The sequence below is a fragment of the Nocardia sp. NPDC058176 genome (genome assembly GCF_042883805.1).
Lineage (GTDB): Bacteria > Actinomycetota > Actinomycetes > Mycobacteriales > Mycobacteriaceae > Nocardia.
Map to the genome: position 1 here is coordinate 102,485 of NZ_JBHVVA010000009.1, position 14,588 is coordinate 117,072.

Sequence of the window (14,588 nt, forward strand, 5' to 3'; positions counted from 1 at the left end):
CGTGGTGATCTTGCGATCATCGAAATCTGTTGTGCGACTTGATATTTCGTATGCCGAATTGAGACCATTACGGTCGCTAACGACCTTGGGGGGCGGCGCGAATTACCAGGCATGAGTCTGATGAAGAGCACTGTTCGCAAGTCCTCGCTGCGTCGCGCGGGGATCGCCACCATGGCCGCCACGGCCGCGCTGATCGGGTTCTCCGGCCCCGCCACGGCGCTGCCCTCCGATCCCACGGTCCAGTTCACGCCCGCGGTCAGCCTGACCCCCGGCGCCAACTGCGCGGCCATCATCCACGCGTGGACCGTTCCGCAGCCGAAGTCCGGTGAGTTCGGCGTCAAGGTGAAGATCACCCAGACCGGGGACTTCTGCCAGACCTACATGGTCGCCGTGCACTGGCGGAACCTGGACACCGGCCGAACCCTCAGTCAGGCGCACCGGGTCGTGAACGGCGAGCTCCAGCACGCGCCGGACGGTGTGATCACCGGAATGGGCATGGGTCCCGGTGCGGGCCGGGTCGAGGCGTGGATCGTGACCACCGACGAAACCCTGCCCCAGCATCAGGAATTGGAGCACATCTCCGGGCGCGCGAACTTCACCCTCGGCTGATCCCGCCTCAGTCGGTTCGCTTCGGGCGGGCGCGCAGATGAGCGCGCTCGCCCTGCTTGCCGAAGAGGCTGAGGAGTTCGACGGGCTGGTCGTCGACGGCGCCGAACCAATGCGGGACGTGGGTGTCGAATTCGGCGGCCTCGCCCGCGGTGAGGACGATGTCGTTGCTGCCGAGGATTAGACGCAACCGGCCGTTGAGGACGTAGAGCCATTCGTAGCCCTCGTGCACCTGCGGATCGGGCCGGTTGCGCGCGCCGGGCGCGATGATCATCTTGAACGCCTGGATACCGCCCGCGCGTTTGGTGAGCGGGAGCATGGTAAGGCCGTTGCGGGTGACCGGGCGCAGGTGGATGCGGGGATCGCCGGTGGGCGGGGCGTCGACCAGCTCGTCGAGGGTGACGCCGTGTGCCTTGGCCAGCGGGAGCAGCAATTCGAGGGTGGGTTTGCGGTCACCCGATTCGAGGCGCGAGAGGGTGCTGACCGAGATGCCGGTCTCCGTCGACAGGTCGGCCAGGGTGGTCTGGCGTTGTCTGCGCAGGGCGCGCAGGCGCGGTCCGACCGAGTCCAGGGTCGCGTCGAGGTCGTCCATGTCGGCCAGTTTGCCATAACAGCAATTTTGCTTGCCGGTTTGCTGGGTTCGCGTGCACCGTGGTCTTTCGAAGGAGGTCGAGATGACTGAGTTGAACGACAGGTACGACGTGGTGGTGCTCGGCGGCGGGGCGGCCGGGTTGAGCGCGGCGCTCATGCTGGTCAGATCCCGGCGATCGGTCGCCGTGATCGACGCGGGCTCCCCGCGCAACGCCCCCGCCGACGGGGTGCACGGACTGCTGGCGCGCGATGGGACGCCGCCCGCGGAACTGGTCGAGCAGGGGCGCGCGGAGGTGCGCGGGTACGGCGGGCATGTGGTGACCGGCGAGGTCGTGGCGGTCGATCGGATCGACGAGGGTGGCGCGGCGGTGTCCGGTGGCCCGGTCGGCGCGGATCTCGGTGATCCGATCGGTCTGGGCGGGGCCGATTCGGCGCGTCGGTACGGGTTCCGGGTGCGCCTCGCTGACGGCCGCACTGTGCTGGCCCGGCGCGTTCTCGTCACCACCGGTATCACCGATGTACTCCCCGAGATCCCCGGACTGCGCGAGCACTGGGGACACGATGTGCTGCACTGCCCCTACTGTCACGGCTGGGAGGTGCGCGATCGGCGCATCGCCGTGCTGGCGAGCGGGCCGATGTCGGTGCACCAGGCACTGCTGTTCACCCAGCTCAGCGACGATGTGGTGTTCCTGGCCCACACCGCGCCCGCGCTGGGCGCCGAGGACACCGAAAAGCTTGTCGCCCGCGGGGTTCGGATCGTCGACGGCGAGGTCGTGGAGGTCACGTCCACCGCCGCCCGCCTCACCGGCGTCCGCCTGGCCGACGGCACGACCATCGACCGCGACGCCCTGGTGGTGGCACCTCGCTCGAGCATCCGCGCCACGTTCCTCACCGACCTCGGACTCCCACCCCAACCGCACGCCTCGGGCATCGGCGACCACATCCCGGCCGACCCGGTCGGCCGCACCGCCGTCCCCGGCGTGTGGGTCGCGGGCAATGTCACCGAGCCCACCGCCCAGGTCGGCGCGGCTGCGGCGGCGGGCGCGATGGCGGGTGCTCAGATCAACGCCGAACTGGTGATGGCGGAAACCGTCGACGCCGTGGCCGCCCGTCGCACCGCGTTCCCGGCGGGCGTCGTGTCCTGACCGTCCGGCCCGGGGCAGTGGCCGGTCCGCAGTGCCTTCCCGGCCCGGCGGACCGGCTGCGGTACTGCGTCTGATCAGCGCCGATGCCCGCCAGGGCAGGTTCTCGATGTGCCATACTTGGCGATGTCAGATGATCGCCGTACGACGAGCGAGGAACCGATGACAGCGGAACCGATACCACCGGGGGGAAGCCCGCTGGGCTGGCCGGTACCGCCACCGGGGGGATATTTCGCCGAGGACCTGGACCATCTGAGTGAACTGCCGCCGCACACTCAGTTGATCGACGGGAGCTTGGTTTTCGTGAGTCCGCAGATGAGGTTCCATCTGTTCGTCGTCACCTTCCTGCACCTGCAGCTCATGCGTCAGGTTCCGGAAGGCTATGAGGTCGCTCGGGAGATGACGGTGACGTTGGGTCCGCGGCAACGCCCGGAACCCGATGTGATGGTGGTCGATGCGGCGGGCGTGCTCGGCTTGGACCAGACCACGTATCAGCCCGGCGATGTCCTGCTCGCGATCGAGGTCGTCTCACCCGATTCCGTCGTACGCGACCGCCACCGCAAACCCCAGCTCTACGCCGAGGCCGGCATCCCACACTTCTGGCGCGTCGAGAATGTCGACGGTCGCGCCGTCCTCTACACCTACCAACTCGATCCGGCGACCGGAAAGTACTCGACCGCCGGTATTCACCACGGTCGCATGAAGGTCGACCTGCCCTTCGCCCTCGATCTGGATCTCGATCGCGCGATCGATCCGAAGGGCTCGGCGAGCTGACGCCGCGGCTCGGACCGGCTACGGCTGCCGATGACGTTGCGCGGCTTCCGCTTCGGCGAGGACACCGTCGATCGCGGCGGTCAGGTGGGCGCGGGCCCGGGCGGCGGGGAGTTGGCCGACGGTGACGTGCAGGGCCAGGCCGTCGAGTAGCGCCAGCAGGGTGTCGGCGGCGGTGGTCGGGTCGGGGTGGGCGGCGATCATGCCGGCGATGTGGTCGCGGAAACCGCGGCCGTTGGTGGCCAGGGTGTCGGCGATCTGCGGGCGGACCGAGGCGAAAGCCAGGTAGCCGATCAGGCTGCGGGTGTCGGTGGCCGAGTCGGCGTCGGTGGGGAGCAGGGCGGTCAGGATCTGGTGCAGGTCGGGGTCGGGGCCCGCGGTGGCGATGCGGGCAGCGATCCGATCGGCGATGGCACCCGCCGCGTACTCCATCATCGCTTCCTTGCTGGGGAAGTAGTGCTGGACCTGACCCGCGGAAACGCCCGCTTCGGCGGCGACGTGGCGCAGGCTGATGGCTTCCAGTCCGTCGCGGGCGAGTAGTCGCATCACCGCGTCGCTGATCGTCGCCCGTCGAGACTCGTGGTCCACCCGCTTCGGCATCCGCCCATCTTTTCACGATGCGTTCGTATTGCCATAGCGGGTCGCCGCTCTTTACAATGCATTTGTATTGTGAAGGAGGGTTCGATGCGCCCGATCATGCGGCTCGGACGGGGATTCGTCCGGCTCGAAATCGACATCTGGGTGAGCCTCGCGCGGGCGATCACCCGAAGACCCGACACCGACGGTGGCACGCCGATCCGCTACGCGGGCGCGGAATCCGCTGTGCTGTGGGCATTTCTGGTGGTCAGTGCCATCGAGATCCCGGCCGTGCACTTCCTGATCCCGTGGGCGCCGGTGCGGCTGGTCGCGCTGGTGCTCGGCGTGTGGGGAGTGCTGTGGATGCTCGGCATGATCGCCGCGCACCACGTGTACCCGCACGTGCTCACCCGGGAGTGCCTCCGAGTGCGCCACCTGCGCCGGACCCGGCTCGACATCGCGCTGACCGATGTCCGCGCGGTGCGCCACGAGCTGCGTGCCTACGACGGCGGAAAGTCGGTGCAGCTCAGCGGCGTCGACGGCAAGACCGCGGCCGTCGTGGTCGGCAGTTCGACCAATGTGCGCGTCGAGCTCATCGAGCCCCGAGCTTTCACCACCCCGCACGGTGACCACACGGTGTCGGCCGTCGCGTTCTGGGCCGACGATCCCGGTACCGCGGTGTCGTCGATCCGCGCGGCGATCGCGGGTGATCGAACAGGGGCCTGAACTTCCGCCCGTCAGTTCTCGCGGGAAAAGGCTGTGCTGTCGAAGGATTCGAGGCCGGTGACGCGGAGCAGATCGAGCGCCGAGGCGGTCGGGGTGCTGGGCGCCGCGGAGTAGATGATGACGGTCTGGTCGGTGTCGGGCACGTGCATGGCATCGCAGTCGAGGGTGAGCGTGCCCAGGTGCGGATGGGCGATGGTCTTGGTGAGGCTGTACATGGCACTGGACCGGCCCGCCTGCCAGTGCGCCTCGAATTCCGCGCTGCCGGTGCGGAGTTCGGTGAGCAGCCGGGTCAGATCGGGGTCGTCTGGGTAGGCGGCCTTGACCGCGCGCACGCAGCCCACACAGGCCGCGGCATTGTCGTCGGCCTCCTCCGGCGTCATGACGATGCGACCCGTACCGGAGCCGAGGAAACGCTGCCACATGATGTTGCGCTCGCGGGGCGGGATCGCGGAGTAGTCACCGAACAGTGCCGCCGACAATGGATTCCAGGCCAGGACATCGGATTTGGCGGACAGGACCAGGACGGGCAGATCGGCCAGCCGGTCCAGCAGCCGCAGCACGCTGGGGCGGATCAGCATCGGGATGCGGCCCGCCTGCGGTGGCTCGGATCCGGCCAGGCGGTACACCAGATCGCGGTCGACATCGGTGAGCCGCAACGCCCTGGTCAGCGCGCCGAGCACCTGCTCGGAGGGCTTGGGTCCGCGCCCCTGCTCGAGCCGCACGATGTAGTCGACGCTGACGCCCGCCAGATTCGCCACCTCCTCGCGCCGCAGCCCGGGTACCTGCCTGCGTGAACCGCTCGGCAGGCCCGCGTCGGCGGGGGTGATCCGGGAGCGTGCGGTGCGCAGGACCGTCGCCAATTCCGCTCTGTCCACCACTCCATCGTGCCGCAGCCCGCGCGAGCCGGGGTGGTACCTCGAGTCCTATGCCCCGGCGGCACTGGAGGTGGCGCCGGGGCGGCGGGACTCTTGCCCTATGACAACGACGATTGCCCTGGTCACCGGGGCGAACAAGGGGCTCGGTCGCGAAACGGTGCGCAGGCTCGCCGCCCAGGGCTGGCAGGTGTTCCTCGCGGCCCGCGACCGCCCGCGGGGCGAGGCGGCGGTGGCGGACCTGGTCGCCGACGGGCTCGACGTGCGGTTCGTCGAACTCGACGTGACCTCCGACGATTCCGTGGCCGCGGCCGCCGACACGGTGCGGACCGCGACCGGCCGTCTCGACGTGCTGATCAACAACGCGGGCATCGGTGGCCCGCGCACCGCCCCGTCCGGCACCCGCCCCGGCGACCTGCGCGAGGTGTTCGAGACCAACGTCTTCGGACCCGTCCGGGTGACCAACGCCTTCCTGCCGCTGCTGCGCACCTCCGGCCACCCGCGGATCGTCATGGTCTCCAGCGGAGTCGGCTCGATCGCGACGATCACCGACCCGAAATGGGCGGGCCTGCTGCCACCCGCCCTCGGCTACCCGAGCACCAAGGCCGCGCTGAACATGCTCACCGTCATGTACGCGAGCGAACTCGCCGAGATGAAGGTGAACGCGGTCGATCCCGGGTACACCGCCACCGACCTCAACGGGCACAGTGGTTTCCAGACCCTCGCCGAGGGCACCGACGCGATCGTGGCCATGGCGACGGTCGACCGCGACGGACCGACCGGCGGCTTCGCCGACCGCGCAGGCACCGCACCGTGGTGAAAGTGAGCGCCGTGCTCGCCGCCCTGCTCTTGGCACTCGGCGGGGCCGCCTATCTGATGACAACGGAGGACGCAGTGGCACAACAGAACCCGGACACCGTGCTCTCGATCGGCCTGCACCCGAGCGCCGTCGACTACTCGCGCTACCCCGGGCTCGACGAGGCCACCCTCACCGCCCGCATCGCCGCGGGCGAATCCGCCCTCCGCGACGCGGGTTTCGACATCGTCTCCTGCCAGGTCCCCGCCGACCCCGACGCCGCCGAGGCCACCCTGCGCGAGTGCGCCGCGCACGCGAACTTCCGCGTGGCGATGATCGGCGCCGGCGTCCGCATGGCCCCCGAACACACCCTGCTGTTCGAACGCCTGATCAACGTCGCCACCGACCTCGCCCCCGGAATCCGGTTCTGCTTCAACACTTCCCCGGAAACCACCATCGATGCCCTCCGCCGCTGGGTCCAGCCGAACTGAGCACGGGCGACCTTCGACTCAGGTGGGAACAGAAGATCGGCTGATCGGGCAGTCGTGGTGGCCACGCCAGCCACCCGGTCGCGGCGACCAGCGCCAGCTCCTCGGGTCCGGTCGGCCGCCACAGGGTCGTGGTGCGCGGTGGGGTGCTCATCGGTCCTCCTTCTGGAGGCCCGAACCGTAGTCGAGCACGCACGTCCGAGGCCAGAAGATTTCGTGCCATCGCCCCTCCTGTGATGCGCGAGTGATGTAAATTGTGATTCTGCTTACTGATGATACTCAGTAGTATCCCTGGTGAAAGGTAGTTTCCACATGCGCATCGACTTCTCCGGCAGGGTCGCCGGGAGACCATTCGCTTCGAAGCCGACCGGGTGGGTGGCGGCCGCGTGATCGCCATGAAACGCCTTGTCGCCGCACTTCTCGGCGGCGTGCTCGCCGCGGGGCTCGCCACCGGGGTGACGGCCGCGGAGCCGCCCGGCGCATCGCTCGTGCGCACTACGGACCTCGGGCCCGTCCGGGGAATCGACCGCAGTCAGGATTCCGGAACTCACTCCTGGTTGGGGATCCCCTACGCGGAACCGCCTGTCGGGCAACTGCGCTGGCAGCCAACGGTGACCCATCGGCCGTGGACCGATGTCCGCGAGACGACCAGCTATGGGGACGGCTGTGTCCAGCAGGGCAGGATGTTCAGTCCGGCGCCGAGCGGTCCGCATTACGGGCTGGACGTCCGGGATGGCTTGGGTCAACCGGTCGGGGCCGAGGACTGCTTGACGCTCAACGTCTTTCGTCCGTCGAACGCGGCGGCCGATCTGCCGGTCATCGTGTTCATCCACGGTGGCAGCAATGTGGTCGGCTACTCGGCCGATCCCATGTACGACGGCAGCGCGCTGGCGCGCGAGGCCAATGCCGTTGTGGTGACGGTGAATTACCGGCTCGGTGTGTTCGGATGGCTCGATCTGCCCGGCCTCAAGACCGGTGATCCGATCGCCGACTCCGGCAACTTCGGCACCTTGGATCAACTCGAGGCGCTGCGTTTCGTGAACCGCAACGCCACCGCATTCGGCGGTGACCCGTCGAATGTGACGGTGATGGGGGAGTCCGCGGGTGCGGTGAATGTGTGGGCGCTGCTGGTCTCGCCGTTGAGTGCGGGCCTGGTGCACAAAGCGATTCCGCTCAGCGGCGGCCTGCTGTTCGCCGCGCCGGAGAAGGCGCGCACCTACGCCGAGGAGTTTCTCGCCGAAGCGACCGGCGGCGCGTTCACCGGCAGCGGCGACGCCGTCGGCCGGCTGCGCACGATGTCTGCCGAGGACATCGTTCGCGCTCAGATCCGGCGCGGCGCCGTGGTCGGCGATCCGCCGGCGGTGATCCCGGACGGCACCGTGCTGCCGGTCGACTACCACGCCGCGATCCAGGCGGGCAGCGCACGCGACATCCCCATCCTCGCGGGCAACACCCTCGAGGAGGGCAAGCTGTTCGGCTCGGTCATCGGTGCGCACCGGCCCAACGATTACGACCGCTTCACCCTGCAGTACTTCTTCGACCCGGACCAGCCGTCGGAACTGACGGTCAGTGACCTCATCGCCGACGACTTCCTCCCGGTCGACGGTCCCGGTGGGTGGAACGAGGCGGCGCAGGGACTGACCGACGCCATCTTCACCGGAATCGTTCGTGACTCGATGGATTCGCTGCGCGCCGCGGGCAACAACCGCCTGTTCTATTACCAGTTCGCCTGGGATCGGGAGCCCGCCCCGTTCGACGTGGTGTACGGCTCGGCGCACGCCATGGATCTGCCGTTCGTGTTCCACACCTTCGACGAGGGCCTGTTCACGTTCGCCTACAGCCGGCGGAACGAACCCGGTCGGCTCCAGCTGGCGGATCTCATGATCGACAGCATCGCCGCGTTCGTGCGCACCGGCAGTCCCCAGCACGCCGATCTCGGTGTGCGGTGGGACCAGTGGCCGCGCAGCGTGGTCCTCGACGCCGAGGACGACAGCGCGACCGTGCGCCCCGGCGCCTTCAACCCGTAGCCCGGATTCATTGCCGGTTGACAGGCATGTGTGATCTGCGCCATGCTGATACTCGGTAGTATTGCTGGTCAGGAGGATTTCAAGTGATCGAGTTCGATAATCGGGTGGCGATCGTCACCGGTGCGGGCGGCGGCCTCGGACGGGCGCATGCCCTCGCGCTCGCCGCGCGCGGCGCCAAGGTCGTCGTCAACGACGTGGGGACGACCGGGGGTGTGGTGGGTGCCGACAGCCCGGCCGCGCGGGTGGTGGCCGAGATCGAGGACGCGGGCGGCGAGGCGTTCGCGTACCTGTGCGATGTCGGTGACTTCGACAGTGTCGAGCAGCTGGTCGCCGCGACCGTGCAGCGCTGGGGACGGATCGACATCCTGGTGAACAATGCCGGGATCCTGCGGGACAAGTCGTTCGCGAAGGTCTCCCTGGACGAATTCCGCCAGGTGCTCGATGTGCATCTGATGGGTTCGGTGCACTGCACGAAGGCGGTCTGGCCGCACATGGTCGCCCAGGGCTACGGACGAATCCTGATGACCACCTCGGCCTCGGGCATCTACGGCAACTTCGGTCAGGCCAACTACGGCGCGGCCAAGTCCGCCCTGGTCGGTCTGATGAACGTGCTCGCGATCGAAGGTGAGCGCAAGGGGATCCGGGTCAACGCGCTCGCGCCGACCGCCGCGACCCAGATGACCGACGGCCTGATCGACGAGGACATCCTCGGTCTGCTCACACCGGAGTCGATCGCCCCCGGCGCGGTGTTCCTGGTCAGTGAGCGGGCACCGACCAAGACGATCCTCGCCGCCGGCGCGGGCGTGTTCGCCGTCGCGCACATGAAGGAGACCGCGGGCGTGTACCTCGCCGAGGACGCACGCTCGCCCGAGGCCGTCGCGGCGCGATGGGCCGAGATCAGTGACACGAGCGAACAAGTGTCGACCGCGTCGGCCTTCGATCAGACCAAGCGCTACGCCGAGATCGCCTCCGCCGAGATCGGGCTGGCGCTGTGAGGGAAGCCGTCATCGTCTCGACCGCCCGCACCCCGATCGGGAAGGCGTATCGCGGTGCGTTCAACGACACCTCCGGTCAGCAGCTGGCTGCGCACGCGATCACCGCGGCGGTCGACCGCGCGGGTCTCGACGCCGCCGAGGTCGAAGACGTGGTGTTCGGGTGCGCGATGCAGGAAGGGTCGACGGGGTTCAACGTCGCCCGGCAGGCGGCGCTGCGGGCCGGTCTCGCGGTGTCGGTGCCGGGAATGTCGATCGACCGGCAGTGCGCTTCGGGCCTGATGGCCGTCGCGACCGCGGCCAAGCAGGTCATCGCCGATGGCATGGACATCGTGATCGGCGGGGGAGTCGAGTCGATTTCGCTGGTCCAGAACGCGCACCGGAACACTCATCGCACGAGTGACCCGTGGCTGGCGCTGAAGATGCCCGCCACGTACATGCCGATGCTCGAGACCGCGGAGGTCGTGGCCGAACGCTACGGCGTCAGCCGTGAGCGGCAGGACGAGTTCGCGCTGTTGTCGCAGCAACGCGTGGCCTCCGCACAGCGGGACGGACTGTTCGCCGAGGAGATCGTCGCGTTCTCCGGTTCCCGGCTGGTCACCGACGCCGAGACCGGTGAGGTCACCGCCGTCGACTTCACCCTCGAGACCGACGAGGGCAACCGCCCGTCCACCACGCTCGACGGCCTGGCCGGACTGCGCCCGGTACTGGCGGACGGCACTGTCACCGCGGGCAATTCCTCCCAGCTCTCCGACGGCGCGGCCGCGCTCGTCGTGATGGAGGCAGGCGTCGCCGCCCGGCGCGGACTCACGCCCCTCGGGTCCTACCGGGGGATGACGGTGACCGGTTGCCAACCCGACGAGATGGGCATCGGCCCGGTGTCCGCCGTTCCCCGGCTCCTGCGCAAGCACGGGCTCACGGTCGACGACATCGACCTGTGGGAGCTCAACGAGGCCTTCGCCGCGCAGGCGGTGTACTGCCGCGACGAGCTCGGCATCGACCCGGACCGGGTCAATGTCAACGGCGGCGCCATCGCGATCGGCCATCCCTATGGGATGTCTGGCGCCCGGCTGATCGGCCACGCCCTGCTCGAAGGACGTCGGCGCGACGCCCGTTTCGCCGTGATCACGATGTGCGTCGGCGGCGGGATGGGCGCGGCCGGACTGTTCGAAATCTACTGAATCCACTGATGATTTTCCTGGAAGGCCCCCGATGAGTATCGGATCGGATCTCGCGTCGAACGCGTTCCACGCGCGCGCCACCCGCAAAGTGATGTTCAGGCTGCTGCCGGTGATGTGCGCCGCCTACTTCATGGCCTACATCGACCGCACCAATGTCGCGCTGGCCAAGACCAACCTGCAGGCCGACATCGGCATCAGCGTCACCGCCTTCGGCCTGGGCGCAGGCCTGTTCTTCCTCAGCTACGCCTTCTTCGAAGTGCCGAGCAACCTGATCATGCACCGCGTCGGCGCCCGCCGATGGATCACCAGGATCGCGTTGACCTGGGGTGCGCTGTCGGCGGCGATGATGTTCGTGCAGAACGACCTGTCGTTCTACCTCCTGCGATTCCTGCTCGGCATCGCCGAAGCCGGTCTGTATCCGGCGCTGATGTACACCGTCACGCTGTGGTTCTCGCAGAAGGACCGAGCCACGGTCGTCGGCTTCATCTACCTGGCGCCGACGGTGGCCCTGATCGTCGGCAGCCCGATGGGCGGGGCGCTGATGGAACTCGACGGCCTGCTCGGTCTGCACGGCTGGCAGTGGATGTTCCTGATCGAAGGCCTGATCACCATGCTCGTCGGTGTCCTGGTCTGGTTCAAACTGCCCGAGGTCCCGCAGGACGCGAAGTGGCTGACCGCCGAGGAAGCCGAGGTGCTCTCGGCGCGGGCGGCGGCGGGTGCCGGTGATCACGAGACCACGATCCGCGGCAACATGCGCAAGGCGTTCGGTCGCCCGTTCATCGTGATCGTGGCCCTGATCTACATGTTCAACCAGATCACCAATGTCGGCATCGTCTTCAATGTCCCCTCGATCATCGAGGACCTCGACATCCACGGCGCGTTCCTCATCGGGCTGCTGTCCGGTGTGGCCGGGATCGGCGCGACCATCGGTGTCGTCCTGATTCCGATCGTGCACCGCCGCTTCGACAACGAGGTCGCGCTCATCGGGATCCTCGCCGGGGCAACGGCGGTCACCTCGGTGGCGTTCCTGCTCGCGTCGAGCCCGGTCGTCAAGATCGTGCTCATCGCGGTGTCGATGATCTTCGTGTTCGGCACGCTGCCGCTGTTCTGGTCGGTGGCGATGGCCCGGATGTCGGGCCTGATCGCGGCCGCCGGCCTCGCGTTCATCAACACCATCGGCCTGATCGGTGGCTTCATCGGCCCCTACGCCTTCGGCCTCGTCGAGGACGCCACCGGAAACCCGGCCGCCGGGTTCTACGTGGTCATCGCCGCCTCGCTGGTCGGCGTCGCCCTCGCGCCGATGCTCGGCAGCGCCATCCGCCGGGAAGACGCCACGCGCGCCGAGGAAACGCCGACCGCCCCCTCGACGGTCCACTGACCCGACCCAAGGAATCGCTCATGCACGGCCTCATGCAAGACCGACCCCTCTCGCTGCCCCTGCTCATGGACGGCATCGAGACCCGGTTCGGCCGCAAACACGTCACCACCACCGCGGCGACCGGACCGACGACCACCCCCTACCGCGAGGTGGCCGCTCGAATCCGGCGGCTGGCCGGACTTCTCGACGAGCTCGAGGTACCCGCAGGCGCCCGGGTGGGCAGCTTCGGCTGGAACTCGCAGCGGCACCTCGAGCTGTACATGGCCGTCCCGTGCTCGGGGCGGGTGCTGCACACCATCAACCATCGCCTGTTCGCCGACGACATCGCCTACATCGTCGACGACGCCGCCGACGACGTGCTCTTCGTCGACCGGTCGCTGCTCGACGTCGTCGGACCGCTGCTACGCACCTGTCCGAGCATCCGCCACGTCATCGTGATGGACGACGGCGCCGCGGTGCCGCTGCCCGACGACCCACGGATCCACGACTACGAAACCCTGCTCGCCACCGCGACTTCCGTGCCGGACTTCGAGATCCCCGACGAGCGCACCGCGGCCGCGCTCTGCTACACCTCGGGCACCACCGGACGTCCCAAAGGTGTTCTCTACGATCACCGTTCGATCGTGCTGCACGCCATGACCCTGCTGATGAGTGACACCTTCGGTATCGGCGAGAACGACACCGTGATGCCGATCGTGCCGATGTTCCACGTCAACGCCTGGGGATTGCCGTACGCGGCACTGATGTCGGGCGCGAACCTGGTCCTGCCCGGCTCGCTCATGGCACCGGGCCGGCTCGTCGAGGCGATGAGCACCCACCGGGTGACCCTCGCCGCCGCGGTCACGACGATCTGGCGCGGTGCCGTGCCCCATCTCGACACCGTGGACCTGAGCGCGCTGCGCAAGATCGTCAGTGGCGGTGGCGCACTGCCGGTGTCGCTGTCGGCGCAGATCCACGCCGAGATCGGGCTGCCGGTGTCGAGCTCGTGGGGGATGACCGAAACCAGTCCGCTGGTGTGCAGCGCGCGCGTCGCCAGTGGGGGCGAGCCGGACGACACGCTCGCGATCCTGGCCGCGCCCGGACCGCCCACGCCCCTGTGCTCGGTGCGCCTCATCGCCGACGACGGCACGCGGGCACCGCACGACGGGACGAGCCGGGGCGAACTCCAGGTGGCCGGACCGACCATCGCCGCAGGCTATTTCGGTGCCTCGGCCGATACCTCGGCCTTCACCGCGGACGGCTGGCTGCGTACCGGTGACGTCGCCACCATCGACGAGGTCGGCGTCGTCCGGATCGTCGACCGCACCAAGGATCTGATCAAATCCGGCGGTGAATGGATCTCCTCGGTCGAGCTGGAGAACGAGATCATGGCCATGCCCGAGGTCGCCGAAGCCGCGGTCATCGCGGTTCCGCACGACACCTGGGGCGAGCGGCCGGTCGCGTGTGTGGTCCCGCGGGCAGGGACGGAGGTCACCGCCGAGGAGGTGCGGGCGCACCTCGGCGGGCGGGTCGCCAAGTGGTGGCTACCCGATCGCGTCCTGATCATCGGTGAGATACCCAAGACCGCGACCGGCAAGTTCGCCAAAATCGCGCTGCGGGAACAGGTCTCGGCCATGGTGCCCTAGGGCTTCCCGGCTCGGCTCGACGGCCCCGCGTCGGCGAGCCGAGCCGGCATGTCATTTCGCCGGACTCGGCATCAATCCGCCGATGACGATGTCGACGACATCGGCGGCGAGCTTCTCCAGATCCTCCGCCGGTTGCCCCTCGATCTGGTGGAACCAGACGTCGACCGCGTTGAGGCTGCTCAGCAGTGTTCGCGTGGCGAGAGACGCACGGACCTGGCGGATCGATCCGTCGGCAATGCCCTCCTCGACGACCCGCAGAAACAGCTCCTCGTACTCGGCGCGCAAGGTGTTGAGCGCCGCCAGCGCGTCCCGCTGGCGCGGCTTGAGCGCCGCCGACGCTTGCTCCCGCACACCCAGGTGCACCACATGGTGATAGGCGAGATCGTTCATCAGATTCACCACGTGCTGGGTCGACATCGCCAGCAGCCGCTCGAAACCGGTCCCCGGCATGCTCGCCAGCGGCTTCACCTGGCTGCGCACCTGCAGCATCCCTCGCTCGTACGCGGCGAGGAAGAGATCGAACTTGGACCGGAAGTGGTAGTAGATGAGCCCTTTGGTGGCCCCCACACTGTCGGCGATGTCGTCGACAGTCGTCGTACTGAACCCCTGATTCATGAACGCCTCGGCCGCGGCATCCAGGATGCGGCGCTTGATGATCTCCGCCTCGTCCCCGCTAACGGCGGTCATCGCACCTTCTTCCGGTCGGCATTCGTGGAGGCCCTGCTAGCCATACTACTTGGTAGTACCGCGATCGCCCGACAGCCCGCTCCGGCGATCGAGTACACGGCATCCGCCGAGTGCTCTGACCGGGGTACCG

15 protein-coding genes are annotated in these 14,588 nt (G+C 68.4%); 11 read left to right on the forward strand and 4 right to left on the reverse strand.

Going from position 1 to position 14,588, the window contains the following annotated elements; genetic code table 11:
- Window positions 1–120 precede the first annotated feature (120 nt).
- A complete protein-coding gene (locus ACFVVM_RS31265) occupies window positions 121–609 on the forward strand; it encodes a hypothetical protein (protein WP_387625663.1) in 489 nt (162 codons plus the stop codon).
- Between the two features lie 7 nt (window positions 610–616).
- On the opposite strand, the gene ACFVVM_RS31270 is transcribed toward ACFVVM_RS31265, so the two are convergent.
- Entirely contained in the window at window positions 617–1,198 is a 582-nt protein-coding gene (locus tag ACFVVM_RS31270) for a helix-turn-helix domain-containing protein (RefSeq protein ID WP_387625665.1), read from the reverse strand.
- A gap of 82 nt (window positions 1,199–1,280) precedes the next feature.
- Here ACFVVM_RS31270 and ACFVVM_RS31275 point away from each other — a divergent pair, with 82 nt between their 5' ends.
- Both ACFVVM_RS31275 and ACFVVM_RS31280 read left to right on the forward strand, forming a co-directional pair.
- Window positions 1,281–2,342 carry an NAD(P)/FAD-dependent oxidoreductase gene (locus ACFVVM_RS31275; protein ID WP_387625667.1) on the forward strand — a complete coding sequence of 354 codons (1,062 nt, stop codon included), beginning with the start codon at window positions 1,281–1,283 and terminating at the stop codon, window positions 2,340–2,342.
- 159 nt (window positions 2,343–2,501) lie between these two features.
- Window positions 2,502–3,113 carry a Uma2 family endonuclease gene (locus tag ACFVVM_RS31280; RefSeq protein WP_387625669.1) on the forward strand — a complete coding sequence of 204 codons (612 nt, stop codon included), beginning with the start codon at window positions 2,502–2,504 and terminating at the stop codon, window positions 3,111–3,113.
- 18 nt (window positions 3,114–3,131) lie between these two features.
- Here ACFVVM_RS31280 and ACFVVM_RS31285 read toward each other — a convergent pair whose 3' ends face one another.
- Window positions 3,132–3,710: a TetR/AcrR family transcriptional regulator gene (locus ACFVVM_RS31285; protein WP_387625671.1), complete on the reverse strand. Its 579-nt coding sequence runs from the start codon at window positions 3,708–3,710 to the stop codon at window positions 3,132–3,134.
- Between the two features lie 84 nt (window positions 3,711–3,794).
- On the opposite strand from ACFVVM_RS31285, the gene ACFVVM_RS31290 reads away from it, so the two are divergent.
- On the forward strand, window positions 3,795–4,412 hold the full coding sequence (locus tag ACFVVM_RS31290; protein WP_387625673.1) for a hypothetical protein: 618 nt from the start codon (window positions 3,795–3,797) through the stop codon (window positions 4,410–4,412).
- An 11-nt stretch (window positions 4,413–4,423) separates the two neighbouring features.
- Here the strand turns inward: ACFVVM_RS31290 and ACFVVM_RS31295 are convergent, their stop codons facing one another.
- Window positions 4,424–5,287 (reverse strand): helix-turn-helix transcriptional regulator, encoded by an 864-nt coding sequence (locus ACFVVM_RS31295; RefSeq protein ID WP_387625675.1) that lies wholly within the window; start codon window positions 5,285–5,287, stop codon window positions 4,424–4,426.
- A 100-nt stretch (window positions 5,288–5,387) separates the two neighbouring features.
- Here ACFVVM_RS31295 and ACFVVM_RS31300 point away from each other — a divergent pair, with 100 nt between their 5' ends.
- From ACFVVM_RS31300 to ACFVVM_RS31330, 7 genes are all read left to right on the forward strand, one after another.
- Window positions 5,388–6,104 carry an SDR family oxidoreductase gene (locus ACFVVM_RS31300; RefSeq protein ID WP_387625677.1) on the forward strand — a complete coding sequence of 239 codons (717 nt, stop codon included), beginning with the start codon at window positions 5,388–5,390 and terminating at the stop codon, window positions 6,102–6,104.
- Window positions 6,105–6,106: 2 nt separating this feature from the next.
- The gene (locus tag ACFVVM_RS31305) at window positions 6,107–6,571 is read left to right on the forward strand and encodes a hypothetical protein (protein WP_387625679.1); all 465 of its coding nucleotides are present in this window, start codon (window positions 6,107–6,109) and stop codon (window positions 6,569–6,571) included.
- A gap of 392 nt (window positions 6,572–6,963) precedes the next feature.
- Window positions 6,964–8,595: a carboxylesterase/lipase family protein gene (locus ACFVVM_RS31310; protein WP_387625844.1), complete on the forward strand. Its 1,632-nt coding sequence runs from the start codon at window positions 6,964–6,966 to the stop codon at window positions 8,593–8,595.
- A gap of 83 nt (window positions 8,596–8,678) precedes the next feature.
- Window positions 8,679–9,590 (forward strand): SDR family NAD(P)-dependent oxidoreductase, encoded by a 912-nt coding sequence (locus tag ACFVVM_RS31315; protein ID WP_387625681.1) that lies wholly within the window; start codon window positions 8,679–8,681, stop codon window positions 9,588–9,590.
- The gene (locus tag ACFVVM_RS31320; RefSeq protein ID WP_387625683.1) at window positions 9,587–10,768 is read left to right on the forward strand and encodes an acetyl-CoA C-acyltransferase; all 1,182 of its coding nucleotides are present in this window, start codon (window positions 9,587–9,589) and stop codon (window positions 10,766–10,768) included. The genes ACFVVM_RS31315 and ACFVVM_RS31320 overlap by 4 nt, the downstream gene beginning before the upstream one ends.
- Window positions 10,769–10,799: 31 nt before the next feature.
- Window positions 10,800–12,146: an MFS transporter gene (locus tag ACFVVM_RS31325; protein ID WP_387625685.1), complete on the forward strand. Its 1,347-nt coding sequence runs from the start codon at window positions 10,800–10,802 to the stop codon at window positions 12,144–12,146.
- 32 nt (window positions 12,147–12,178) lie between these two features.
- The gene (locus ACFVVM_RS31330) at window positions 12,179–13,771 is read left to right on the forward strand and encodes a long-chain fatty acid--CoA ligase (protein ID WP_387625687.1); all 1,593 of its coding nucleotides are present in this window, start codon (window positions 12,179–12,181) and stop codon (window positions 13,769–13,771) included.
- A gap of 51 nt (window positions 13,772–13,822) precedes the next feature.
- Here the strand turns inward: ACFVVM_RS31330 and ACFVVM_RS31335 are convergent, their stop codons facing one another.
- Window positions 13,823–14,458, reverse strand: coding sequence for a TetR/AcrR family transcriptional regulator (locus ACFVVM_RS31335; protein ID WP_387625689.1), 636 nt, complete (start codon window positions 14,456–14,458; stop codon window positions 13,823–13,825).
- Between the last annotated feature and the right edge of the window lie 130 nt (window positions 14,459–14,588).